This window comes from Xanthobacter sp. SG618 (assembly GCF_012932745.1).
In the GTDB taxonomy this organism is placed as follows: domain Bacteria; phylum Pseudomonadota; class Alphaproteobacteria; order Rhizobiales; family Xanthobacteraceae; genus Xanthobacter; species Xanthobacter flavus.
The window spans coordinates 82,194-106,358 of the sequence record NZ_JABBHL010000010.1 but is presented as its reverse complement, the minus strand read 5'-3'; the positions used below and the strand labels follow the sequence as shown (position 1 = coordinate 106,358).

Here is a 24,165-nt window from a genome sequence, read left to right as displayed (position 1 = left end):
TCAAATCTTGGGCTTGCGGGCGGCGCGCGGACGCCGCGGGGCACCGAAGCCGCGGGCGTCGAGGGCTTCCGCCACCTGATCGGACATGGCGAGCGCGCCGGAGAAGAAGGCGCCGATGAGGGGCAGCCCCGGCCGGCGTGAGCTGCGCGCCCGCCAGGCTTCCTCGCGCCCCCGCCAGGTGTCGAGCAGCACCGGGACGAAGCGCAGCACCAGCGCCACCGCCAGCGCGATGCGCTCCGGATCAAGCCCGAAGCGCTTGAGCGGGCGCATGGGCAGCGCCAGCGCGTCCATCATGTCCTGCAGGCGGGTGGAGAGGGTGACGAGATCGGCGAGCAGCACCATCACGGCGATGCGCAGCACGCTCGCCAGCGCCACCTCGACGGATGCCGCCCACACCTGCAGCGCGAAGATGACCACGAGCAGCGGCGCAAGGCTGCGCCACTGGGCCAGCCGGCGGAGCCCCGGCCGGCCGAAGCTGGAATAGACGATGAGCACGGCGGCGAGTGCCATGGCCAGCAGCACCGGGCTGTCCAGCGGCACGATCAGCACGGAGAGCACCGCGAGCGCGATCAGCTTCGCCCCGGCGGGCAGACGATGCAGCAGGCTGCGGCCGGAGAGATAGCCGGCGATCACGGCAGCGCCCTCCCGGACGAGCGGGCTACGGCGATCTCGGCGCGGGCCCGCGCATCGGCCTCGTAGAGCGGCACGATCTCGTCCGGCGCGCCGTCCGCCGCCACCTCCCCGCCCTTCAGCCAGATGACGCGATCGAAGCCCGCGAACAGGTCCACGTCGTGGCTCGCCATCACCAGGGTCACGTCCAGCGCCCCGAGGCGCGAGGCGAGGGTGAGGCGGGTGGTGAGGTCGAGGCTGGAGAAGGGCTCGTCCAGCAGCAGCACCGAGGGGCCGGCGGCCAGCGCCGAGAGGATGCAGACCAGCTGCTTCTGCCCCTCGGACAGATCCGACACCGCCCGATCGCCCCAGCCGGCGCAGCCGTGGCGGGCGAGCAGCCGGTCGGCCGCCGCATTGGCCTCGGACTTGGGCGTGCCCTGCTGGATGGGACCAAAGGCGATCTCCTCCCGAACCGACGGGAAGATGATCTGATGGTCCACATTCTGGAACACGAAGCCCACCGTCGCCGGCAGCTTGCGGCGGTGACGGCGGGTGTCGAGGCCCTCCACCGTCACCGTGCCGGCGTCCGGCAGGATCAGCCCGTTGAGCAGCCGCAGCAAAGTGGACTTGCCGGAGCCGTTGTCGCCGACGAGGCCGATGCGCCGCTCGGTGAGGGTGAGGCTGAGATTGGAGAAGACCGTGCGCGCGCCACGCGTCACCTCGACGCCAGCGAGCCGCGCGAAGGGCGCGGTGGCGGGGCGCATGTCGGCGGCGGCGGGCATCTCGCTCATGACCTCTCCTCGATCGCGTTCCTCCGATAAACGGTTCGCGCATTGAGGCAAGAGCGCCATCGGTATGGGAGGCGCCCGAAGGGTGCATTGCACACTGCGCGAGCGGCATTCGCGGATTGATTTCCGCGCCGGCCGGGCGCATAAATCCCGCCGATCAAATCGATTAAAATCCGGCGCACCCGAACGCTGGAGCAGTGGAGAAAGCCATGTCCGGTCCTGCCGACCAGGGAAAAAAGGGAACGATCGAGCACAAGGGCGACCAGCCCGAAAAGCACGGCCTGAAGCTCAGGTCGCAGCTGTGGTTCGACAATCCGGACAATCCCGGCATGACCGCGCTCTATCTGGAGCGGTATCTCAATTTCGGCCTCACCCGCGAGGAATTGCAGTCCGGCAAGCCCATCATCGGTATCGCCCAGACCGGCTCGGACCTCTCCCCGTGCAATCGCCACCATCTGGACCTCGCCCACCGCGTGCGCGCGGGCATCGAGGCCATGGGCGGCGTGCCGTTCGAGTTTCCGGTCCATCCCATCCAGGAGACCGGCAAGCGCCCCACCGCCGCGCTGGACCGCAACCTTGCCTATCTCGGCCTCGTGGAAATCCTCTACGGCTACCCGCTTGACGGCGTGGTGCTGACCACCGGCTGCGACAAGACCACCCCGGCCTGCATCATGGCCGCCGCCACCGTGAACATCCCGGCCATCGTGCTCTCGGGCGGGCCGATGCTGAACGGCTGGTGGAAGGGCGAGCGCACCGGCTCCGGCACCGTGGTGTGGAAGAACCGCGAGCGCTTCGCCGCCGGCGAGATCGACTATGATGAGTTCATGAATGTGGTGGCCTCCTCCGCTCCGTCGGTGGGCCACTGCAACACCATGGGCACCGCCTCCACCATGAACGCGCTGGCGGAAGCCCTCGGCATGTCCCTGCCCGGCTGCGCCGCCATCCCCGCGCCCTATCGCGAGCGCGGGCAGATCGCCTACGAGACCGGCAAGCGCATCGTGGACATGGTGTGGGAGGACCTCAAGCCCTCCGACATCCTCACCCGCGAGGCGTTCGAGAACGCCATCCGCGTGAACAGCGCCATCGGCGGCTCCACCAACGCCCCCATCCACCTCAACGCCATCGCCCGCCATGTGGGCGTGCCGCTCTCGGTGGATGACTGGCAGAGCGTCGGCCACAAGATCCCGCTGCTGGTGAACCTCCAGCCCGCCGGCGAATATCTCGGCGAGGAATTCCACCGCGCGGGCGGCGTGCCGGCAGTGGTGGCGGAGCTGATCGAGAAGGGCAAGATCCACGAAGGCGCGCTCACCGTGAACGGGCGCACCATGGGCGAGAACTGCAAGGGCAAGCTCTCCTGGGACCGCGAGGTCATCAAGGCCTATGACGCGCCGCTCAAGGAGGATGCCGGCTTCATCGTGTTGCACGGCAACCTGTTCGACAACGCGGTGATGAAGACCTCGGTGATCTCCGAGGAGTTCCGCGCGCGCTTCCTCTCCAACCCCAACGACCCGGAGGCTTTCGAGGGCCGCGCCGTGGTGTTCGACGGGCCGGAGGACTACCACCACCGCATCGACGATCCCTCCCTCGGGATCGACGAATACACCCTGCTGTTCATCCGCGGCACCGGCCCGCTGGGCTATCCCGGCGGCGCGGAGGTGGTGAACATGCAGCCGCCGGCCGCCCTCATCAAGAAGGGCATCCATGCCCTGCCCTGCATCGGCGACGGCCGCCAGTCCGGCACCTCGGGCTCGCCCTCCATCCTCAACGCCTCGCCGGAAGCGGCGGCGGGCGGCGGCCTTGCGCTGCTCCGGACCGGCGACCGGGTGCGCATCGACCTCAACACCTGCACCGCCGATATCCTGATCTCGCCGGAAGAGCTCGCCCAGCGCCGCGCCGACCTTCAGGGCCATGGCGGCTACAAGGCGCCGGAGAGCCAGACCCCGTGGCAGGAGATCCAGCGCTCCATGGTGGCCCAGTTCGACGAGGGCATGGTGCTGAAGCCGGCCGTGAAATACCAGCACATCGCCCAGACCATGGGCGTGCCGCGCGACAACCACTGATCGCGATGCGGACGGGTGGACGGGTCTTTCCCGTCCGCCCGCCCCGGTCCTAATCTCCCACCCCGCCGCCACGCCCCGGCGGCGCACGGGAATGACATCATGACCTCGCCCGCCGAAAAGCGCCGCGCCTTCCGCACGCTCCACGAGAGCGGCTGCTTCGTGCTGCCCAACCCCTGGGACGTGGGCACGACGCGCTATCTCGAAGCCGCCGGCTTTAAGGCGCTCGCCACCACCAGCGCGGGCTACGCCTTCTCCACCGGCCGCCCGGACGGCGCCGTGGGGCGGGACGAGATGCTGGCCCACATCGCCGATCTGGTCGCGGCCACCTCCCTGCCCATGAATGCGGACTTCGAGGCGGGCTATGCGCCCGATCCGGCCGGCGTCGCCGAGAGCGTCACCCTGTGCGTCGAAACCGGCGTGTCCGGCCTCTCCATCGAGGACGCGACGGGGGATGCCGCGCACCCGCTTTACGATCTCGACACCGCGGTGGCGCGGGTGCGCGCGGCGCGCAAGGCCATCGACGCCACCGGCGCGGATGTGATCCTCACCGCCCGCGCCGAATGCTTCCTGGTGGGCCGGACCGACCTGAACGAGGTCATCACCCGCCTGAAGGCCTATGCGGCGGCGGGGGCGGACTGCCTCTATGCGCCGGGCATCAGGACACGGGACGACATCTCCGCCGTGGTGGAAGCGGTGGCGCCGCTGCCGGTGAACGTGCTGATGCCGGGCGCGACGGGCCTCTCCGTCGCCGACCTTGCCGGGCTCGGCGCGCGCCGCATCAGCGTCGGCAGCACCTTGAGCCGCGTGGCCTGGGGCGCCTTCATCGCCTCAGTGGAGGAGATCCGCGACGCCGGCACTTTCCAGAAATTCGCGGACGCGGTGCCCTTCGCCGAGATCAACGGCTTCTTCCGCGCCGGGGGCGACAAGTGATGTCCGGCGATCCGTCCATCCCCCTCGGCGCGCCCGTGGACACCGCCCCCGCCCGCCGGCCCGAGCCGACGACACTGGAGGGCCGCCACGTCCGCCTCGTGCCATTCGACGCGCCCCGGCATGCGGCCTCGCTCTTCGCTCTGTCCCACGGGCCGGACAAGGAGGCGCTCTGGGCCTATCTTTCCCCCGCGCCCTTTCCCAACGAAGCCGCCTTCACCGCCTTCTATGGCGAGGCCGCGAAGAAAGCGGACCCGCTGCTCTTCGCCATCGAGGAAGCCGAGGGCGGCCGGGCGGTGGGCCATGCCACCTACATGCGCATCGAGTCGGCACAGCGCGTGATCGAGGTGGGCAACATCCTCTACACCCCCGCGCTGCAGCGCACGCGGGGGGCGACGGAAGCCATGTATCTCATGGCCCGCCACGCCTTCGAGGCGCTCGGCTACCGCCGCTACGAATGGAAGTGCAACGCGCTCAATGCCCCCTCCCGGCAGGCGGCGGCGCGGCTCGGCTTCACCTTCGAGGGGCTGTTTCGCCAGCACATGATCGTCAAGGGCCGCAACCGGGACACCGCCTGGTTCTCGCTGCTCGACCACGAATGGCCGCGCGCCAAGGCGGCCTTCGAGGCGTGGCTCGCGCCGGAGAATTTCAATGAGGATGGCCGCCAGGTCCGGCGGCTGGAGGACATTCGCGCGGCTCTGTGACCCCGCGCGACAATGAAAGAGGACATGACATGGGTGGACGACTTCAGGGCAAGACCGCGCTGGTGACGGCGGCGGGACAGGGCATCGGCCGCGCCATCGCGGAGACCTTCGTGCGCGAGGGCGCGAGCGTCATCGCCACCGACCTCGACGTCGGCAAGCTCGCCGGCCTCGCGGGCACGCAGACGCGGGGGCTGGACGTTCTCTCCACCGACGCGGTGACGGCGCTCGCCAAGGAAATCGGCCCCGTGGACGTGCTGGTCAACGCCGCCGGCTACGTGCACCAGGGCACCATCTTCGACACCAGCGAGAAGGACTGGGACTTCTCCTTCGACCTCAATGTGAAGTCCATGCACCGCACCATCTCCGCCTTCCTGCCGGGCATGCTGGAGAAGGGGAAGGGCTCCATCGTCAACATCGCCTCGGCGGCCTCCTCCATCCGCGGCGTGCCGAACCGCTACGCCTACGGCACCACCAAGGCGGCGGTGATCGGCCTCACCAAGGCGGTGGCTGCGGATTTCATCCTGAAGGGCGTGCGCGCCAACGCCATCTGCCCCGGCACCATCCAGTCGCCCTCGCTGGACGAGCGCATCGCCGCCGTCTCGACCCAGACCGGCCGCTCGCTGGAGCAGGTGCGCGCCGATTTCGTCGGCCGCCAGCCCATGGGGCGCCTCGGCACGCCGGAGGAGATCGCCGCGCTCGCCCTCTATCTCGCCTCCGATGAAAGCGCCTTCACCACGGGGCAGATCCACATCATCGACGGCGGCTGGGCGCTCTGAGCGCGAGGGGATTTTCCAAGATGCACATTCTGGTCATCGGCGGCGCCGGCATGGTCGGCCGCAAGCTCATCGAGCGTCTCGCCCGCGACGGCCGCCTCGGCGGCACGCCCATCACCCGCATCACCGCCCACGACGTGGTGACGCCGAAGCCGCCCGAGGCGCCCTTTCCCATCGACACCCGCGTCTCCGACCTCTCCGTGCCCGGCGAGGCGGCGGCTTTGGTGGCGGACCGGCCGGACGTGATCCTGCATCTCGCCGCCATCGTCTCCGGCGAGGCTGAAGCGGATTTCGAGAAGGGCTACCGCATCAATCTCGACGGCACGCGCCATCTGTTCGACGCGGTGCGGGTGATCGAGGGCTATACGCCCCGCCTCGTCTTCACCTCGTCCATCGCGGTGTTCGGCGCGCCCTTCCCTGAGGCGATCCCGGACGAATATTTCCACACGCCGCTCACCTCCTACGGCACGCAAAAGGCCATGGGCGAGCTGCTGCTGGCGGACTACACCCGGCGCGGCTTCTTCGACGGCATCGGCATCCGCCTGCCCACCATCTGCGTGCGGCCGGGCCTGCCGAACAAGGCGGCCTCCGGCTTCTTCTCCGGCATCATCCGGGAGCCGCTTGCGGGACAGGAGGCCATCCTGCCCGTGTCGGAAGAGGTGATGCACTGGCACGCCTCGCCGCGCTCGGCGGTGGGCTTCCTCATCCACGCCGCCACCCTCGACGGCGCCAGCGTGGGCACCCGCCGCAACCTCACCATGCCCGGCCTCGCCGTGACGGTGGGCGAGCAGATCGAGGCGTTGCGCAAGGTCGCCGGCGACAAGGCGGTGGGGCGCATCAAGAAGGTGCCGGACCCGGTGATCGAGACCATCGTCTCCGGCTGGCCGCGCAAGTTCGACGCCGCCCGCGCGACGGCGCTGGGCTTCAAGGCGGAAAGCTCCTTCGAGGAGATCATCCGCATCCATATCGAGGACGAGCTGGGCGGCAAGATCGCCGACTGAGGCCGGCGTTTCGCGCGGGCAATCCCAGCCCGCGCGGCGCTTGAGCGGAGGCAACGCCAAAAGCCCGCGCGGCGCCTGAGCGAAAGCAATGCAAGGCGCTACGCGGCGACCCCGGAGAGGCGGAGCGCGATGCGCTCCTCCAGCCGCGCGATGGCGGCGCCGATTTCCGGCAGGAGACGGCGATAGGCACTGCGGCGGGCTGGCGCCGGCAGGCTGCGGACCACTTCCGCGAGGCCCCAGGTCTCCAGCCGCAACAGGCCGAGGAAGGGCTGGCGGCGGATGGCCCGCCGGCTCGCCTCGCCCAGCGCCACCACCACATCGAGGCGCGGCGCGCCGGAGAGCAGAAACACCCCGGCCGGCTTGGCGGAGAGGCCATCGGCCGGAACGTCCTCGTCCTCCAGCGCGGCGACGAGAGCGTGATCGACACTGCCCGGTGTCGTCGCGGCGGCGCTGAAGGGGCGCAGGTCGGGATGGCGATGGAGCGCCACCGCCTCGGCCATCAGGCTGAGGGCCCCATTATCGGGGCACAGGAAGAGCACGGTCGGACGGCCGGGCATGTCAACCCCTTCATCTATAACGGGAAACGGAGAGCATCGCGCCCCCGCGCCCGCTGCTGATTCGGCACCCTAGACCGATGGTGGGACGAGGGTGTGACACCCTCCCCGGCGCCGCCGGAGGGCGTGCGCCCCCGCGCGGGAACGCACTGATAAGACTGGCGTTAACCATTCCGAAAATTTTCCGGGGGATGGATCACATGCTGGCGAATGTCGTGATTCGACAAGGAATTCGCGCCGGCGCGTAGAATTTCGGAGAAGAGTCATGGCCAAGAAGCCGGAAGTCACCAGTGACGAAGTGAGCAGCCTCGCCGCGAAGGCCCTTCGCGATCCGGGCAGCCTCACCCACGCGGAGATCAAGTCGCTCGCGGCTTCCGCTCTGACCCAGTCCCCCGACAAGCCCAAGCCTGCTGCGAAGACCGCTGCCGCGAAGACCGCCGCTGCCAAGACCGCCACTGCGAAGCCTGCCGCCCCGAAGGCGCCGGCCAAGACGCCCGCGGTGAAGGCTGCGGCCCCGAAGGCGGCCGCCAAGGTTGCTGCGCCCAAGGCTGCTGCTCCCAAGACCGCCGCGCCGAAGACCGCCGCTCCCAAGGCGACCGCGGTGAAGGCTGCGGCTCCGAAGGCTGCCGCCCCCGCCAAGGCGCCCAAGGCCGCGGCTCCCAAGGCGGCGCCGAAGGCTGCTGCGAAGGCCGCCGAGCCCAAGGTCACCGAGACGAAGGCTGCGGCCCCCAAGGTCGCCAAGGCGCCCAAGACCGCTGCCGCCAAGGCCCCTGCCGCCCCGAAGACTGCCGCTCCCAAGGCCGCTGCTCCGAAGGCCGCGCCCGCCCCCAAGGCCCCCGCTCCCAAGGCTCCCGCTCCGAAGGCGGCCCGCGCCAAGGCTGCGGCCGTGAAGACGGCGCCCGCCCCCGTCGCCAAGGCTCCGGCCAAGGCCGCGTCGAAGGCTGCCAAGCCGGCCCGCGCCAAGAAGGCGTGAGACCCGACCTGAGACGGGCCGGCATTTCGGCCCTCTCGAGGTCTCTGGAAACAGGAACGCCGCCGTCGGGGATGCCCGGCGGCGGCGTTCTTTTGTTGAAGATGCGGCAGGATCAGGGAGTGAGGACGCCCGTGCTGCCCAGGTTGAAGATCTGCACACGCCGGTTGATGGCGGCTTGTGGATGCTTCACGTCCTGCAGGTTTTCCTCGCCGAGGCCCACGGCCTGGAGCCGGCGCGGGTCCACGCGGAAGGTGGTGGCGAGCGCCTGCATCACCGCGTCGGCGCGTTCCTGGCTGAGCTTGAGATTGATCTCGCGGGTGCCGGTGGTGTCGGTGTTGCCTACCACGAGGAACTTGTAGCCGAGCAGGATCGGATTGTGCATGGCATCGGCGATGGAGCCAAGCGTCCGGTAGGACGAGGGCTTGATCATCGCGGAATTGAGATCGAACTCGATCTCCACGTTGATCTGCGCCAGTTGGTCCAGTTGGATGGCCAGCGGCGGGCGGCTCTCGGGCGGGCCGGTATACTTCATGTGCGCGACGGCGAGGCCGCGCAGCGCCTCGGCCGAGACGTTCGGCACGTCGGCGACGCTGGCCTGAAGGCCCTGCACGATCTGGGCGTTGGAGGTGACGGCCTGGGCGGACGCCGGCGCGGCGAGCGCCACGGGGGCCATGAGGGCCGCCGAGAGCAGCAGGACGGAACGCATCTGGATCTTCATGTGTCCCTCCCCCTCACTGCTGATTGTAGCCGGCGTTGATGAGGGCGCTCGTGCAGGCCTGGCTCACCACCTTGGAGGCTTCGAGCAGGCACGAGACGATGTTGCCGTCGCCGGGCACGAGGCCGGGGCAATACTGGGCGCGGTCGCGGTCGCACACCTTGTGGACCTCGAGCTGGGCAGCGGCGCGCGCCTCGGTCATCTGGCGGATGCCCTCATGGTTGGCGGCACATGCGGGCGAGAGGCGGCTCACATTCTGGCTCAGGCAATTGTAGATGGCGCCATTGCCCAGGTTCTGGCCACGGCAGACCTTCATGATGTCTTCGCCGCAATGCTGCGCCAGAAGTCCAGCGGCCTGCGCGTAACTCATGGTCTGAGCCTGGGCGCTGCCGGCGGCGCCTGCCGCGCCGAGCGCGATCAGGGCCGCCAAGGCCAATCCTCGAAGTTTCATATGTCCCCCCATAGCCCGGATTCGCGAGCCGAGGGGGAATTGACCACTCCACCTCCCGCTTGGTCAACCAACCGGGGGCGCGGGCGTGGCGTGTTCAGGATGCCCGACGGTAAGTGCCTGCCTCGATCTCGTCGCCGGACGCCCCGACGAGGCCGAGCGGATCGGCGGCGAGCTCCAGATCGGGGGCGAGGTCACGGGCGGGCTCGACCTCCAGCGGCGCGGCCTCGCGGCGCGGCGCGAGCACGAGGTGGATGGTGAGCGCCATCACCGCCATGGCGGGCACGAGGATGGTCATGGCCAGCAGCGGCGAGGGCAGCAGCGCCGAGATGGACGTGCCGATGAAGCCGCTGCCGATCTGCAGGAAGCCGGTGAGCGCGGAGGCGGCGCCGGCGATGGAGCCGAAGCGGGCCAGCGCATTGGTGGTGCAGCCGGGCAGCAGCAGCGCGCAGCCGCAGGCCCAGAAGGAGATGGGCAGCATCACGCTCAGGGTCGAGAGCGCCACCACATGCGGGCCCACCGCCATGGCGATGGCCCCGGTGAGCACCAGCAGCAGTCCGGGCAGGATGAGCTGCTGCGCCTTGAAGCGGTTGAGCAGCGGGCGGGCGATGAGGGTGCCGAACATGAAGGCGCCGGTCTGCATCATCATGGCGACGCCGAATTGCGTGGGCGAGAGCCCCACCCGATCGATGAGCACGAAGGGCAGCGCCGCCGCCAGCGTGTAGATGCCGCCCAGCGCGGAGCCGGCAGTGAGCGCGGCGCGCATGAAGCCGCGGTCGCTGAGGAGGCGACGATAGCTCGCCGCCACCGCGCGCGGGGCGGCAAGGCGCGGGTCGGGTGTGCGGTTGGTCTCCGGCACGCGCAGCAGCAGCAGCGTCATCAAGGCGAGGCCGAAACAGGTCATGGCCACGAACACCGAATGCCAGCCGAAGGCGCCGAGCAGGAAGCCGCCAATGGTGGGCGAGATGGCCGGACCGATGGCGAGGATGGTGCCGATGAGGTTCATCACCCGCGCCGAGGCCTGCCCCGTATATTGGTCGCGCACCAGCGCGCGGGACAGAGCGATGCCCGCCGCCGCGCCGATGCCCTGCAGGATGCGCCCGGCCACCAGCCAGCCGATGGTGGGGGCCAGCATGGCAACCACCGCCCCCGACAGGTAGATGCCGAAGAAGCCGAGCGCCACCGGCCGCCGGCCATAGGCATCGGAAAGCGGCCCGCAGATCAGCTGCGACACGGCGAAGCCGAAGAAGAAGACGGTGAGGGTGAGCTTCACCGTCGCGATGGACGTGCCGAACACCTCCACCAAAGTCGGCAAAGCCGGCGTGTAGAGCGAGAGGCTGACCGGGCCGAGCATGACCATCATGCCGCCGATGATGGACACCTCGCGCTCGGTCATGAGCGGCGCGGGCGGCGTCGGGGCCTCTGCGGAATGGGTCGCCGTCACCGACGCGCCTCCTTCGTGCGGGTCTCGCGCGATGCGCCCTCGCGGCTCATGCATTCGCGGGCGAGGTTGCCGCGGATGCGGTCGAGGAAGTCGCGGAGCTGGGCGCGCTCTTCGTCGGAAAAGCCGCGCGTGGCATCCGCGCGGACCTTGCTGGCCGCCAGCTCGACGCCTTCGAGATAGGGCTGCGCGGCCGGCGTCAGCACGACGATCTTGGCCCGCCGGTCGGTGGGATCGCTCTCGCGGACCACCAGGCCGAGGCCTTCCAGCCGGTCGAGGAAGCCGACGAGCGTCATCGGCTCCACGCTCATCTTCTCCGCCAGGGCCGTCTGGCGCAGGCCGCGATGGATATTGACGTAGGCCAGCGCCCGCGCCTCCCCGGGGGTCAGGCCGAGGCCGGCATGCTCGAAGGCGCCGTCCATGCGGGCCCGGTAGAGGCGACCGGCGTCCACGAGCATGAAGCCGAGCTGCGGGGTCGGGACGGGAAGAGGGTGATCCATAAGGTCACAATATAATAAGCTTACCTTATCAACAAGAGGTGCAATCCTCCCTGCAGCGACAATTCCGCGAGCCCTGGCACCCGTCATTGCGCGGCCGGCCCGAGGCGCTATGTGTGGAGCGACATCCCTCAGGGAGACTTCGAATGCCCTGGTCCCTGACCATCGGCCGCCTCGGCGAGACCGCCATCCGCATCCACGTGACCTTCCTCCTGTTCCTGGTGTGGATCTGGGCGGCCTATTACCGGTCCGGCGGGTCGCAGGCGGCGTGGGAGGGCGTGCTGTTCGTGGCGCTGCTGTTCTTCTGCGTGCTGCTGCACGAGCTGGGGCACGTCTTCGCCGCCCGCCGCTACGGGGTGAAGACGCCGGACATCACGCTCTGGCCGTTCGGTGGCATCGCCAATCTGGAGCGCATCCCGGAGAAGCCCTCGCAGGAGCTGGTGGTGGCCATCGCCGGGCCGGCGGTGAACGTGGTGATCGCCGTCGTGCTGCTGGCGGTGCTGAGCCTCACCCTCACGGGCGGCGACCTGAAGGCGGAGGATCTGGCGAAGGTCGAGGACCCCGGCACGTCCATGCTGGTCAAGCTCGCGGGCGCCAACATCTTCCTCGTGCTGTTCAACCTCATCCCTGCCTTCCCCATGGACGGCGGGCGGGTGTTGCGCGCGCTCCTCGCCATGAGGATGGGTTTTGCCCGCGCCACCGCCCTCGCCGCCTCCATCGGCCAGGGCCTCGCCATCGGCCTCGGGCTGCTGGGCATCTTCACCAATCCGATGCTGATGATCATCGGTGTCTTCGTCTTCCTCGCCGCTTCCGGCGAGGCCGGGCAGGTGCAGCTGAGGGAGGCCTCGCGCGGGCATATCGTGGCCGACGCCATGATCACCCATTTCGAGACGCTGGGGCCGCAATCCACCGTGGACGATGCGGCGGAGGCGCTCATCCGCTCCACCCAGAAGGAATTCCCGGTGGTGGACGGCGCCGGCCACCTGCGCGGCGTGCTCACCCGCGACGCCATGATCCGGGCTCTGAAGGAGCAGGGGCCGACCACGCCCGTCATCGAGGTGATGCAGCACGACATCCCCACCGTCGAGGCGCGCTCGAAACTCGATGTGGCGCTGAAGCTCATCACCAGTGCCCAGGTCCCCGCCGTCGGCGTGCTCGACGCCCCCGGCGGCCGGCTCGTGGGCCTGCTCACGCCGGAAAATGTCGGCGAGCTGATGATGGTGCATGTGGCACGGGACGCGCGGGCCGAGAGGACGAAGGGCACAAGTATCTGATTTAGAATATCACGGCTTCACGTAGTCATCGCAGAATGCAATTCGAATGGTACACGTCACGCCCTTGGCTTCGCAACTGTTTGCGGCCGCTGTTTCCGCATCGCCCCGAAGGAACTTCTTGGACCAGTAGCCGACAGCCTTGCCCTTGTCGGGAACGGCAAGGGCGACACACTGCTTGTTGCCGGTGACGATCAGCCGGCATTCACGCGTGCCGCCCTTCTGGCACAGGTCCATGGCGATCTTTTTCGCCTCCGCTGCTGTTTTTTTGTTTTTTGCCCATCCATGCCAAAACTGGCTGTCTCTCTGACCCCAGGCGATGGCGAATTCGGCATGTGCGGGCGCTGCTCCCAAAGGCAGGGCGCAAGTCAATAATGACAGACTGAGAAGGTAGACCACATTCTTCACGGGAAACACTCCTGCGGTCAACCAACTTAACCTTTGCCACAAGATATCGCCATGGGGACGCGCAAGGCGCGTGAGAGGCCCGGCTTCGAAGGCCGGCCCCATCGCTCACCCCTACCCCAAGCCAAATGCGCCCCGCTCACACCGAGCGCATCAGGCCGCCGTCCACCTTCAAATTCTGGCCGGTGATGTAGCCGGCGCCTTCGGAGGCGAGGAAGGCCACCGTAGCGGCGATTTCGGCGCTGGTGCCATAGCGGCCCATGGGCACGCCGGCCCGGCGCTCGTCGGTCTGCGGCAGGCTGTCGATCCAGCCGGGCAGCACGTTGTTCATGCGCACATTGTCGGCGGCATAGGTGTCGGCGAAGATCTTGGTGTAGGCAGCAAGCCCGGCGCGGAACACGGCCGAGGTGGGGAACATGGCCGCCGGCTCGAACGCCCAGGCGGTGGAGATGTTGACGATCGCCCCGCTCTTCTGCGCCACCATGACGGGGGTGACGAGCCGCACCGAGCGGATCACATTCATGAGATAGACGTCGAGGCCCTGGTGCCACTGCTCGTCGGTGATGGCGGTGATGGTGTCGCGCGGGCCGTGGCCGGCGCTGTTCACCAGCACGTCGATGCGGCCGTAGCGGGCCATCACCTGATCCACGAACCGCGCGATGTCCTCGCTGTTCTGGTTGGAGCCGGTGACGCCGAGGCCGCCCAGTTCCGCCGCCAGCGCTTCGCCCTTGCCGGACGAGGACAGGATGGCAACCGCATAGCCGTCCGCCGCGAGACGCCGCGCGCACGCCGCGCCCATGCCCGAACCGCCCGCGGTGACGACGGCGACCTTGACCTCTGCCATGTGGAGTTTCTCCTTTTGGCGCATATCGCGCCTATCGATCACGGGAATGGCAGAAACGTCGACGTATAGGAAGGCGCTTTCAGTTAACTCGCTGGTCTAATGCGCAAGTCTCCTCTATAGCCACGCTAGTTGCACTGCGAAGAGGAGCTGCTCGTGCGCGACCATCGGGTAAATCGCGGGCAGGATGCTGGCGTGGTCAAAGGTAAGCACATGCTGCTGGGCGTGCTCGGCGCGTGCTTCTTCCTTTCGGCCTGCGGCGAGGCGCAGAAGCCGCAAGCGCAAGAGCCGCGGCCGGTGCGCACGGTCGTGGCCACCAACCGCGCGGCCAGCGACGCCGTGAGCCTCACCGGCGTGGTGGAGGCGCAGAACGAGGCCACCTACGGCTTCCGCATCTCCGGCCGCGTCATCGACCGCCTCGTGAACGTGGGCGATCGCGTCGCCCCCGGCCAGGTGCTCGCCCGCCTCGATCCCCAGGACGAGCAGAATGCCCTGCGCTCGGCCCAGGCGGCGCTCGGCGCGGCCAATGCCAACCTCACCCAGACCCGCAACCAGTATGAGCGCCAGCGCCAGCTCCTCGCCCGCGGCTTCACCCCGCGCGCCCAGTATGAGCAGGCCGAGCAGGCCTTCCTGAACGCCCGCGCGCAGGTGGACGACGCGGAAGCGCGCCTGCAGATGGCCGAGGACCGCCTCGGCTTCACGGAATTGAAGGCCGACAGCGCCGGCGTCGTCACCCAGCGCCGGGCCGAGCCCGGCGAAGTGGTGCAGGCCGGCCAGCCGGTGATCGAGGTGGCGCGCCAGGACGGCCGCGACGCGGTGTTCGACGTGCCCGCCGCCATGCTCTCCGGCCTGCCGGGCGATCCCGAGGTGACGGTGGCGCTCGCCACCGATCCCGCCGTCACCGCCACCGGCCGCGTGCGCGAGGTGGCGCCGCAGGCCGATCCGGTGACACGCACCTTCCGGGTCCGCGTCGGCCTCACCAATCCGCCGGAGGCGCTGCGCCTCGGCACCACGGTGGTCGGCCGGGTGATGGTGGATCGCGGGCCGGTGGTGGAAATCCCGGCGAGCGCCCTCACCCGCCTCAATGACAAGCCCGCCGTGTGGGTGGTCGATCCCAAGACCCAGACGGTGGCGCTGCGCACCATCGAGGTGCTGCGCTTCGGCCCGGCCTCCGTCAGCGTCGGCGAGGGGCTGAAGCCCTCCGAGATCGTGGTGACGGCGGGCGTGCAGGCCCTGCATCCCGGCCAGAAGGTGCGCCTGCTCGCGGCGCCCGCGGGAGCCAGCCTGTGAGCGGCGGCTTCAACCTTTCAGCCTGGGCGCTGAAACACCGCTCCGTCATCATCTACCTCATGGCCATCTCCGTGGTGGCCGGCGTGATGGCGTTCCGCAACCTCGGCCGGGCGGAAGACCCGACCTTCGTCATCAAGACCATGGTGGTGCAGGCCAACTGGCCGGGCGCCACGCTGGAAGAGACCTTCCGGCAGGTGACGGAACGGCTGGAGCGCAAGCTCCAGGAAACGCCGCAGCTGAACTTCCTGGAAAGCTACACCAAGCCCGGCGTCACCACGGTGTTCGTGCATCTGAAGGGCTCGGCCACCGCCGCCGAGGTGCCGGACATCTGGTACCACGTGAGGAAAAGCATCGCCGATATCCGCCACACCCTGCCGCAGGGCATCGTGGGGCCGTTCTTCAACGACGAGTTCGGCGACACCTTCGGCATCATCTACGGCTTCACGGCGGACGGCTTCTCCCATCGCGAGCTGCGCGACTATGTGGAGGAGGCGCGCTCCGAGCTGCTGCACGTGCCGGACGTGTCGAAGATCGAGATCCTCGGCGCGCAGGACGAGCGCATCTTCATCGAATTCTCCATGCAGGAGCTGGCGAGCCTCGGCATCGACCGGCAGGCGGTGCTCTCGGCGCTGGCGGCGCAGAACATCGTGCGCCCCTCCGGCGAGATCCAGACCGGCAAGGAGAACATCTCCGTCCGCGTTTCCGGCGCCTTCGCCTCGGAAGCCGACATCGCCAATGTGAACCTCGCGGTGAACGGGCGGCTCATCCGCCTCGCCGACATCGCCACCATCCGCCGCGGCTTCGCCGATCCGCCCCAGCCCATGTTCCGGGTGAACGGCAAGGATGCCATCGGCCTCGCCATCGCCATGCGCGACGGCGGCGACATCCTCGCCATGGGCGCCAACATCGACCGCGCCATGACGCGCATCCTCGCCAACATGCCCGTGGGCATCGACGCGACGCTGGTGGCCGACCAGGCGGTGACGGTGAAGAGCGCCATCTCCGAGTTCATGGAGAGCCTGTGGCAGGCGGTGGGCATCATCCTCGTGGTGTCGTTCATCGCGCTCGGGGTGAGGGCCGGCGCCATCGTGGCGCTCGCCATCCCGCTCACCCTCGCCATCGTGTTCGCGCTGATGCAGATCGCGCACATCGACATGCAGCGCATTTCGCTGGGCGCCCTCATCATCGCGCTGGCGCTGATGGTGGACGACGCCATGACCACCACGGACGCGACGCTGACGCGCCTCGCGGCCGGCGACGACCCGCCCACCGCCGCCTCCTACGCCTTCAAGGCCTATGCGGCGGCGATGCTCGCGGGCACGCTGGTGACGGTGGCGGGCTTCGTGCCGGTGGGCTTCGCCGCCTCCTCGGCGGGCGAATACACCTTCACCTTGTTCGCGGTGGTGGCCATCGCGCTCCTCGTCTCGTGGATCGTGGCGGTGCTGTTCGCGCCGCTGCTTCAGGTGCTCATCCTGCGCGCGCCGGCGAAGGACAAGATCCCCGATCCCGACGCCCCGCCAAAGGGCGTGATGGGGATGTACCGCGCCTTCCTCATCCTCTGCCTGCGCCTGCGCTGGGTGACGCTCGCCGTCACCGCCGGCCTGTTCGTGCTGTCGGTGCTGGCGCTGCCTCTGATCCCGCGGCAGTTCTTCCCCTCCTCCGACCGGCCCGAGCTGCTGGTGGACCTCGCCTCGCCGCAGAACGCCTCCATCTACGCCTCGCAGAGCGTCGCCGAGGCGTTCGACAAGGTGCTGGCCAATGATCCGGACGTGGCCCGCTGGTCCACCTATGTGGGCCGCGGCGCCATCCGCTTCTATCTGCCCCTCGACGTGCAGTTGCCCAACGACTTCTTCGCCCAGAGCGTGATCGTGGCGCAGGACGTGGCCGCCCGCGAGCGGCTGCGCGTCAAGCTGGAGAAGGTGCTCGCCACCGACTTCCCGCAGCTCGTGGCGCGCATCTCGCCGCTGGAGCTGGGGCCGCCCGTGGGCTGGCCGGTGCAGTATCGCGTCTCAGGCCCGGAGATCGAGAAGGTGCGCGCCATCGCCTTCGACCTCGCGAAGGTGATGGCCGAAAACCCGCAGGTGGAGACGGTCAACTACAACTGGATCGAGCCCGCGCGGCAGGTCTCCATCCGCGTCGACCAGGACGAGGCGCGGCTGCTGGGCCTCTCCACGGCGCAGCTCGCCGGCGTGCTCAACACCGTGCTCTCCGGCCAGCCGGTGACGCAGGTGCGCGACGACATCTACCTCGTCAACGTGGTGGCCCGCGCCACCGACGAGGAGCGTGTTTCGCTTTCCTCCCTCGCCACCCTGCAGGTGCCACTGCCGGGCGGGCGCACCGTGCCCCTCTCGCAGATCGCCACCTTCGAATACGGGCAGGATTATCCCGCCATCTGGCGCCGCGACCGGGTGCCGACGCTGACCGTCCAGTCGGACGTGAAGCGCGGCGTGCTGCCCGAGAGCGTGGTGGAGAAGCTCGACCCGAAGATCGAGGCCCTGCGCCGCACGCTGCCCGCCGGCTACGCCATCACCACCGGCGGCACGGTGGAGGAGAGCGCGTCGTCCCTCGCCTCCGTCGTCGCCGTGGTGCCGGTGATGCTGCTGCTCATGTTCACCGTGCTGATGTTCGAGTTGAAGAGCTTCCAGCGGCTCGTCATCGTACTGTCGGTGGCGCCGCTCGGCCTCATCGGCGTGGTGGCGGCGCTGCTCGCCTCCGGCCGGCCGCTGGGCTTCGTCGCCATCCTCGGCGTGCTGGCGCTCATCGGCATGATCACCAAGAACGCGGTCATCCTCATCGGCCAGATCGAGGCGGACCGGGCGGCGGGCAAGACCGTGTGGGATGCGGTGGTTTCCGCCTCCTCCATGCGCTTCCGGCCCATCATGCTCACCGCGGTCTCCACCGTGCTGGGCATGATCCCCATCGCGCCCACCGTGTTCTGGGGGCCCATGGCCTTCGCCATCATGGGCGGGCTCTTGGTGGGCACGCTGCTAACCCTCATCTTCCTGCCGGCGCTCTATGTGGCGTGGTTCGGCCCCGACACCGGGCCGGAGCGCGTCGCGGGCGCGGGAAAGACGCAACCGGCCAACGCCCAGCCGGCGTGACCGGCCTGCGGACGGCGGGCCCTCCCGCCGCCGCCAACGATAACAGCCGACCCGAGGATCGCCCGCCCCGCCAAACGGCGACAGGCCCGCATCAGATGCGGCCTGCTTGTGAATGAGGTCTCAGATGGAACGGGAACCGGTACTCGTCGATCTCGCCCTGCAGGGCGGCGGCTCCCACGGGGCCTTCACCTGGGGGGTGCTCGACCGGCTCCTCGACGAACGCTGGCTCGAGATCGAGGGCGTCTCCGGCACCTCGGCCGGCGCCATGAACGCCGCCGTGCTGGCGGATGGCTTCGCCGCCGGCGGCCGCGAGGGCGCCAAGCTCGCCCTTGAGAGCTACTGGACCCACGTCTCCGAGGCGGCCCGCTTCAGCCCGTTCAAGCGCTCGCCCTTCGACAAGATGCTCGGCCGCTGGTCCATGGACACCGCGCCGGGCTTCCTGATGATGGATTTCATGACGCGCATGTTCTCGCCCTACCAGTACAATCCCCTGGGCGGGAATGCGCTTGCGCCGATCCTCGAAAAGCAGATCGACTTCGAGCGGCTGCGCTCCTCCCCCATCAAGGTCTTCATCACCGCCACCAACGTGCGCACCGGCCGCCCGCGCGTGTTCCGCAACGCCGAGATCACCCCGGACGTGCTGATGGCCTCCGCCTGCCTGCCCACGCTGTTCCAGGCGGTGGAGATCGACGGCGAGGCCTATTGGGACGGCGGCTATTCCGGCAACCCGACGCTGGCGCCGCTGGTGAGCGAGCTGAAGTCCGACGACACCATCCTCGTGCCCATCAACCCGCTGGAGCGCCCCGGCACGCCCAAGACCCCGGCGGAGATCCTCAACCGCCTCAACGAGGTGTCGTTCAATTCGGTGGCGATCAAGGAGCTGTACATGATGGCGCTGCTCCAGCGCCACGTGAACGAGCTTTCCGGCGACAGCGAGGCCTGCAACTGGGCGCGGATGCGCGTCCATGTGGTGCGCAACCCGGTGATGAACGAGCTGGGCTTCTCCTCCAAGCTGAATGCCGAGTGGGACTTCCTCACCTGGCTGAGGGACGAGGGGCGCAAGGCCGCCGACCTCTTCCTCACCGAGCACGCCCACGACATCGGCAAGGCCTCCACCGTCAATTTCGACCAGCTGATGGCGGAGCTTTGATCCATGGGTCTCATCGGCATTCTGGTCGGCCTCGCGGTCCTCATCTTCCTGGCCTTCCGCGGCTCCTCCATCCTCATCCTCGCGCCCATCGCGGGCCTCATCGCGGCCGCCTTCTCCGGCGAGCCGCTGCTGGCCAGCTGGACGCAGACCTTCATGCGCAACGCGGCGGATTTCGTCGCGCAATTCTTCCCACTGTTCCTGCTGGGAGCGGTGTTCGGCAAGCTGATGGAGGATTCCGGCTCGGTCACCTCCATCGCCAACTACATGACGGAAAAGCTCGGCCCCAGCCGCGCCATCCTCGCCGTGGTGCTGGCCGGCGCCATCGTCACCTATGGCGGCGTGTCGCTGTTCGTCGCCTTCTTCGTGCTTGCGCCCATGGGCGTCGCTTTGTTCCGCGCGGCCGGCGTGCCGCGGCGGCTGATGCCGGCGGCCATCGCGCTTGGTACCTCCACCTTCACCATGTCGGCCATGCCCGGCACGCCCTCCATCCAGAACGCCATCCCCATGCCGTTCTTCGGCACCACGCCGTTCGCGGCGCCGGGGCTCGGCATCATCGCCTCGCTCATCATGCTGGGCTTCGGCATGTGGTGGCTGAAGCGGCGGGAGACTGCGGCGCGTGCCGCCGGCGAGGGCTTCGGCTCGCTCATCGCCGCCCCGGACGAGAGCGCGGACCTCGCGGCGGACGATCCCATCGTGCGCGAACGCGCCTCGACAGCCGGCCCGTTCGATCCCTCCGAGATCCATTCCAGCGATGAATCCCCCCGCGCGCCGCCCATCCTTTTGGCGGCGCTGCCCATCGTGGTGGTGATCGTCGTCAACCTCCTCATGTCCTTCGTGGTGCTACCGCGCATGGACGTGAGCTTCCTCGCCGATCCCCAGTGGGGCGGCGTGACGCTCTCGGCGGTGGGTGGCGTGTGGTCGGTGATCGTGGCGCTGGCGGCGGCCATCGTCACCTGCATCATCATCAACTTCACCAGCGTGCCGGAACTGCGCGCCACCATGACGGCGGGCGCCAATGCCTCGGTGCTGCCGATCCTGTCGGTGGCGAGCCTCGTCGGCTTCGGCGCCATCGTCGCGGCGCTGCCGGCCTTCACCGACGTGCGCAACTTCGTGCTGGGCATCGAGGGCGGGCCGCTGGTGTCGCTGGCGGTGGCCACCAACATCCTCGCCGCCCTCACCGGCTCGGCCTCCGGCGGCCTCACCATCGCCCTCGACGCGCTGGGGCCGACCTACATGAAGATCGCCCACGAGATCGGCATGGATCCGTCCCTCATGCACCGCGTCGCCGTCATCGGCTCCGGCACGCTGGACAGCCTGCCCCACAACGGCGCAGTGGTGACGCTGCTCTCCGTGTGCGGCGTGACCCACAAGGAAGGCTACCTCGACATCGTGATGGCCGCCGTGGTGGGCGCCCTCATCGCGCTGGCCGTGGTGATCGGGCTCGGCACGCTGGTCGGCAGCTTCTGAGCGGGAGGGGACAAAGCGATGCGCAAGGCGATCGTACGGCTGGTGACGCTGAGCCGCTGGGCCATGGTGCCGCTGTTCGCGGGGCTCTCGGTGGCGCTCGCCTTGCTCGTCGTCGCCTTCCTTCTGGAACTCGTGCGCTTCGCCATCGCCCTGCCGAGCATGAACGAGACGCACGTCATCATGGGCATCCTCACCCTCATCGACCTTGCCCTGGTGGGCGGGCTGCTGGTGGTGGTGATCTCCTCGGGCTACGAGAACTTCGTCGAGAAGATCGACCGCGCCGACACCCCCTCCTCGCCGGTCTGGATGACGCGCATCTCCTTCTCGGGGCTGAAGCTGAAGCTGTTCGCCTCGCTCATGGCCATCACCGGCATCACGCTCCTGAAGGCGCTGATGCGGCTGGAGACGGACGTGAGCGAAGCGCAGGTGAGATGGCTGGTGGTCGCCAACATCATCTTCGTCGCCGCCTACGCCGTGCTGGCGCTGACCGACCGCTTCCACCCCTCCTCACGCGAGGATTGAGGGGGCGATCCCGCCTCACGGAGCGGCCCCTCCCCTGCCCTGTCGTCAAGCCCCAGCCGCGGCAAAGGCGCGCGATGTCTGGACTGGCGCGGCAAAATCGCTAATTTCGCGCCGCCGCCGGGCCGCATCCGCCACCCGGCAACCACCATTTCAAGCCGAACCTCATTTGCGGCAGCTCATTTCCGCGCGGGTTCGCCTGTTGATCGCCGAAGGACGTCGCGCCCCGTGACCCAAAACGCCCCCCACCTGTCCCTGTCCCGCGACAAGATCAAGGTGCTGCTCCTCGAAGGCGTCAACGACAGCGCCGTCGAGATGATGCTCGCTGCCGGCTACACCAACCTGACCCGCCTGCCCAAGGCGCTGGACGGCGAGGCGCTGAAGGAGGCGCTGAAGGGCGTCTACCTGCTCGGCATCCGCTCGCGCACCCAGATCACCGCCGACGTGCTGGAGGCGGCCGACCGTCTCATCGCCATCGGCTGCTTCAGCGTCGGCACCAACCAGGTGGACATCGACGCCACCCGCATCGCCGGCATCCCGGTGTTCAACGCCCCCTTCTCCAATACCCGCAGCGTGGCGGAGCTGGTGATCGGCGAGATCGTGATGCTGCTGCGCCGCATCCCCAACCGCTCCGCCGCCGCCCATGAGGGCCTGTGGGACAAGTCGGCCACCGACAGCCACGAGGTGCGCGGCAAGACGCTGGGCATCATCGGCTACGGCAATATCGGCTCGCAGCTCTCCAACCTCGCCGAGGCGATGGGCATGCGGGTGATCTATTACGATCACACCGACAAGCTCCGCCACGGCAACACCGAGCCGGTGGCGACCATGGCCGAGGTGCTCTCCCAGAGCGACGTGGTGAGCCTGCACGTGCCCGAGACCCCCGCCACCCACGGGCTGATCGGCCGCGCCGAGATCGCCGCCATGAAGAAGGGCGCGTATCTCATCAACAACAGCCGCGGCACGGTGGTGGACCTCGACGCCCTTGCCGACGCGCTGAAGGCAGGGCACCTGCGCGGCGCGGCGGTGGACGTGTTCCCCGTGGAGCCCAGCGCCAACGGCCAGAAGTTCGTCTCCCCGCTGCAGGGCCTCGCCAACGTGATCCTCACGCCGCATATCGGCGGCTCCACCGAGGAGGCGCAGGAGCGCATCGGCGCCGAGGTGGCCCGCAAGCTGCTCGACTACAGCGACACCGGCTCCACCATGGGCGCGGTGAACTTCCCGCAGGTGCAGCTGCCCGCGCGCCCCACCGGCACCCGCTTCATCCAGGTGCAGCGCAACCTGCCGGGCATGCTCGGCCGCCTCAACGAGGTGCTGGCCCGCCACGCGGTCAACATCGCCGCGCAGTATTACGAGACCAATGCCGACATCGGCTATGTGGTGCTCGACGCGGACGCCTCCGCCGTGGACAGCCAGGCCATCCTCTCCGAGATCCGCGCCCTGGAAGGCACCATCCGCGCCCGCCTGCTCTACGAATACAAGGCCTGAGCGGCAGCCTCTGCCGATCCGGCGGAGAGACGCGGAACAGACGGCGTGGTGGGGCTCCGCCACGCCCGGCCATGAGGCCGAAGATCCCCATTCCCGATTTCAGGCATGGGAATACATGCGCCGGCCCGGCACCGGCAGATCGGCGCAGAGGATGGTGCCGGTCTTCGATTCCGTGATGAAGAGCGTCCGGTTGTCCGGCCCGCCAAAGGCGCAATTGGTGGTCAGATGGCCCTCCGGCGACCTAATGCGCAGCATGGGCTCGCCAAGCGCGCTGAACAGCCAGACCGAGCCGAGGCCCATGTGGCAGATGACGAGGTTGTCCTCCTCGTCGATGGCGAGACCGTCCGGCCCCCCGCCCCCTGAGAGCTGGATGAAGGTGCCCACCTTGCTCGCCGTGCCGTCGCGCATCAGCGGCACGCGCCATATGGCGTTGGCCCGCGTCACCGCGAGGAAGAGCACCGTCTCGGCCTTGTTGAGCACGAGGCCGTTGGGGCTCGGGATGCCCTTCAGCACGCAGTCGAGCCGCCCGTCCGTCCGCAGGCGATAGAGGCAACCGGACGGGTCGTGCAGGCCGGTCTGGCCCTGGTCGGTGAAATAGAGGTCGCCGTTGGCGGCGAAGATCAGGTCGTTCACGCCCTTGAAGCGCTGGAGCATGGCCCGTTCGAGATAGGGTTCCACCCGCCCGGTGGCGGGATCGAAGACCATGATGCCGTGCCGGTGGTCGGCGATGAAGCCGCGCCCGTCCTTGTGGAACTTCAGGCCGTTGGGCTCGCCGTCATATTCCGCCTCGACGCTGACCTTCCCCTGCGGCGTCACCTTGATGAGCCGCCCCCACGGAATGTCCACGACCCACAGATTGCCCGCGCGATCGAAGGAGGGGCCTTCGAGGAAAGTGGTCAGCGGCACGCCGCCGAACTGGACCTCGCTCCACTCGGAGCGGCGCCCCTCGATCCGGAGGGCGTCGGGCATCACCACGAACGGGCGGGCGACGACGGCGGGCGGGGCTGCGAACATGCATTTCCTCCTCGCGCGTCCGGCTTGGCCACACCGGCAGCCTCTCGCCTCTGCGGGCGGTCGCGCGCTTGAGCTTTGCCTTTGGTTCTACACGCCCGGAGGGCCGGCGTGTAGCCGGATGAGCGGCCG

The 24,165-nt window shown here is 68.8% G+C and carries 23 protein-coding genes; 13 read left to right on the top strand and 10 right to left on the bottom strand.

Going from position 1 to position 24,165, the window contains the following annotated elements:
- Both FHT36_RS22355 and FHT36_RS22350 read right to left on the bottom strand, forming a co-directional pair.
- Positions 1 to 633: an energy-coupling factor transporter transmembrane component T gene (locus FHT36_RS22355; protein WP_169124670.1), complete on the bottom strand. Its 633-nt coding sequence runs from the start codon at positions 631 to 633 to the stop codon at positions 1 to 3.
- Positions 630 to 1,373, bottom strand: a complete 744-nt coding sequence (locus FHT36_RS22350; protein WP_169124772.1) for an ABC transporter ATP-binding protein — start codon at positions 1,371 to 1,373, stop codon at positions 630 to 632. Before FHT36_RS22350 ends, FHT36_RS22355 begins: the two co-directional genes overlap by 4 nt.
- Before the next feature lie 233 nt (positions 1,374 to 1,606).
- Here FHT36_RS22350 and FHT36_RS22345 point away from each other — a divergent pair, with 233 nt between their 5' ends.
- The 5 genes from FHT36_RS22345 (at position 1,607) to denD (ending at position 6,862) form a co-directional block, all read left to right on the top strand.
- Entirely contained in the window at positions 1,607 to 3,457 is a 1,851-nt protein-coding gene (locus FHT36_RS22345; protein ID WP_237355382.1) for an IlvD/Edd family dehydratase, read from the top strand.
- Positions 3,458 to 3,556: 99 nt separating this feature from the next.
- The gene (locus FHT36_RS22340) at positions 3,557 to 4,387 is read left to right on the top strand and encodes an oxaloacetate decarboxylase (protein WP_169124669.1); all 831 of its coding nucleotides are present in this window, start codon (positions 3,557 to 3,559) and stop codon (positions 4,385 to 4,387) included.
- Positions 4,387 to 5,088: a GNAT family N-acetyltransferase gene (locus tag FHT36_RS22335; protein ID WP_169124668.1), complete on the top strand. Its 702-nt coding sequence runs from the start codon at positions 4,387 to 4,389 to the stop codon at positions 5,086 to 5,088. Before FHT36_RS22340 ends, FHT36_RS22335 begins: the two co-directional genes overlap by 1 nt.
- 29 nt (positions 5,089 to 5,117) lie before the next feature.
- The gene (locus FHT36_RS22330; protein WP_169124667.1) at positions 5,118 to 5,864 is read left to right on the top strand and encodes an SDR family oxidoreductase; all 747 of its coding nucleotides are present in this window, start codon (positions 5,118 to 5,120) and stop codon (positions 5,862 to 5,864) included.
- Positions 5,865 to 5,884: 20 nt separating this feature from the next.
- Entirely contained in the window at positions 5,885 to 6,862 is a 978-nt protein-coding gene (gene denD / locus FHT36_RS22325; RefSeq protein ID WP_169124666.1) for a D-erythronate dehydrogenase, read from the top strand.
- A gap of 98 nt (positions 6,863 to 6,960) precedes the next feature.
- Here the strand turns inward: denD and FHT36_RS22320 are convergent, their stop codons facing one another.
- Positions 6,961 to 7,419, bottom strand: coding sequence for a hypothetical protein (locus FHT36_RS22320; protein ID WP_169124665.1), 459 nt, complete (start codon positions 7,417 to 7,419; stop codon positions 6,961 to 6,963).
- Positions 7,420 to 7,681: 262 nt separating this feature from the next.
- Here FHT36_RS22320 and FHT36_RS24230 point away from each other — a divergent pair, with 262 nt between their 5' ends.
- The gene (locus FHT36_RS24230) at positions 7,682 to 8,389 is read left to right on the top strand and encodes a hypothetical protein (RefSeq protein ID WP_210257929.1); all 708 of its coding nucleotides are present in this window, start codon (positions 7,682 to 7,684) and stop codon (positions 8,387 to 8,389) included.
- Between the two features lie 112 nt (positions 8,390 to 8,501).
- Here the strand turns inward: FHT36_RS24230 and FHT36_RS22310 are convergent, their stop codons facing one another.
- The 4 genes from FHT36_RS22310 to FHT36_RS22295 all read right to left on the bottom strand — a co-directional run bounded on the left by FHT36_RS22310 (position 8,502) and on the right by FHT36_RS22295 (position 11,493).
- Positions 8,502 to 9,107 carry an OmpA family protein gene (locus FHT36_RS22310; protein ID WP_169124664.1) on the bottom strand — a complete coding sequence of 202 codons (606 nt, stop codon included), beginning with the start codon at positions 9,105 to 9,107 and terminating at the stop codon, positions 8,502 to 8,504.
- Between the two features lie 13 nt (positions 9,108 to 9,120).
- Positions 9,121 to 9,534 (bottom strand): hypothetical protein, encoded by a 414-nt coding sequence (locus tag FHT36_RS22305; RefSeq protein ID WP_169124663.1) that lies wholly within the window; start codon positions 9,532 to 9,534, stop codon positions 9,121 to 9,123.
- 115 nt (positions 9,535 to 9,649) lie between these two features.
- The gene (locus FHT36_RS22300) at positions 9,650 to 10,996 is read right to left on the bottom strand and encodes a multidrug effflux MFS transporter (protein WP_348644547.1); all 1,347 of its coding nucleotides are present in this window, start codon (positions 10,994 to 10,996) and stop codon (positions 9,650 to 9,652) included.
- On the bottom strand, positions 10,993 to 11,493 hold the full coding sequence (locus tag FHT36_RS22295; RefSeq protein ID WP_169124661.1) for a MarR family winged helix-turn-helix transcriptional regulator: 501 nt from the start codon (positions 11,491 to 11,493) through the stop codon (positions 10,993 to 10,995). Before FHT36_RS22295 ends, FHT36_RS22300 begins: the two co-directional genes overlap by 4 nt.
- A 143-nt stretch (positions 11,494 to 11,636) precedes the next feature.
- Between FHT36_RS22295 and FHT36_RS22290 the strand changes: the two genes are divergently transcribed.
- Positions 11,637 to 12,764 carry a site-2 protease family protein gene (locus FHT36_RS22290; protein ID WP_169124660.1) on the top strand — a complete coding sequence of 376 codons (1,128 nt, stop codon included), beginning with the start codon at positions 11,637 to 11,639 and terminating at the stop codon, positions 12,762 to 12,764.
- Between the two features lie 9 nt (positions 12,765 to 12,773).
- Here FHT36_RS22290 and FHT36_RS22285 read toward each other — a convergent pair whose 3' ends face one another.
- Positions 12,774 to 13,169, bottom strand: a complete 396-nt coding sequence (locus FHT36_RS22285; protein WP_169124659.1) for a DUF4189 domain-containing protein — start codon at positions 13,167 to 13,169, stop codon at positions 12,774 to 12,776.
- 136 nt (positions 13,170 to 13,305) lie between these two features.
- On the bottom strand, positions 13,306 to 14,010 hold the full coding sequence (locus tag FHT36_RS22280) for an SDR family oxidoreductase (protein WP_024280943.1): 705 nt from the start codon (positions 14,008 to 14,010) through the stop codon (positions 13,306 to 13,308).
- 192 nt (positions 14,011 to 14,202) lie between these two features.
- On the opposite strand from FHT36_RS22280, the gene FHT36_RS22275 reads away from it, so the two are divergent.
- The 6 genes from FHT36_RS22275 to serA all read left to right on the top strand — a co-directional run bounded on the left by FHT36_RS22275 (position 14,203) and on the right by serA (position 23,022).
- Positions 14,203 to 15,297, top strand: a complete 1,095-nt coding sequence (locus FHT36_RS22275; protein WP_281809630.1) for an efflux RND transporter periplasmic adaptor subunit — start codon at positions 14,203 to 14,205, stop codon at positions 15,295 to 15,297.
- Positions 15,294 to 18,398, top strand: coding sequence for an efflux RND transporter permease subunit (locus FHT36_RS22270; protein WP_169124658.1), 3,105 nt, complete (start codon positions 15,294 to 15,296; stop codon positions 18,396 to 18,398). The genes FHT36_RS22275 and FHT36_RS22270 overlap by 4 nt, the downstream gene beginning before the upstream one ends.
- Positions 18,399 to 18,522: 124 nt before the next feature.
- On the top strand, positions 18,523 to 19,548 hold the full coding sequence (locus FHT36_RS22265) for a patatin-like phospholipase family protein (protein WP_169124657.1): 1,026 nt from the start codon (positions 18,523 to 18,525) through the stop codon (positions 19,546 to 19,548).
- A 3-nt stretch (positions 19,549 to 19,551) separates the two neighbouring features.
- Positions 19,552 to 21,015 (top strand): GntP family permease, encoded by a 1,464-nt coding sequence (locus FHT36_RS22260; protein ID WP_169124656.1) that lies wholly within the window; start codon positions 19,552 to 19,554, stop codon positions 21,013 to 21,015.
- Between the two features lie 18 nt (positions 21,016 to 21,033).
- On the top strand, positions 21,034 to 21,537 hold the full coding sequence (locus FHT36_RS22255) for a YqhA family protein (protein ID WP_024280948.1): 504 nt from the start codon (positions 21,034 to 21,036) through the stop codon (positions 21,535 to 21,537).
- A 225-nt stretch (positions 21,538 to 21,762) separates the two neighbouring features.
- Positions 21,763 to 23,022: a phosphoglycerate dehydrogenase gene (gene serA, locus FHT36_RS22250; RefSeq protein ID WP_169124655.1), complete on the top strand. Its 1,260-nt coding sequence runs from the start codon at positions 21,763 to 21,765 to the stop codon at positions 23,020 to 23,022.
- 99 nt (positions 23,023 to 23,121) lie between these two features.
- Here the strand turns inward: serA and FHT36_RS22245 are convergent, their stop codons facing one another.
- Positions 23,122 to 24,036, bottom strand: a complete 915-nt coding sequence (locus tag FHT36_RS22245) for an SMP-30/gluconolactonase/LRE family protein (RefSeq protein ID WP_169124654.1) — start codon at positions 24,034 to 24,036, stop codon at positions 23,122 to 23,124.
- Positions 24,037 to 24,165 lie beyond the last annotated feature (129 nt).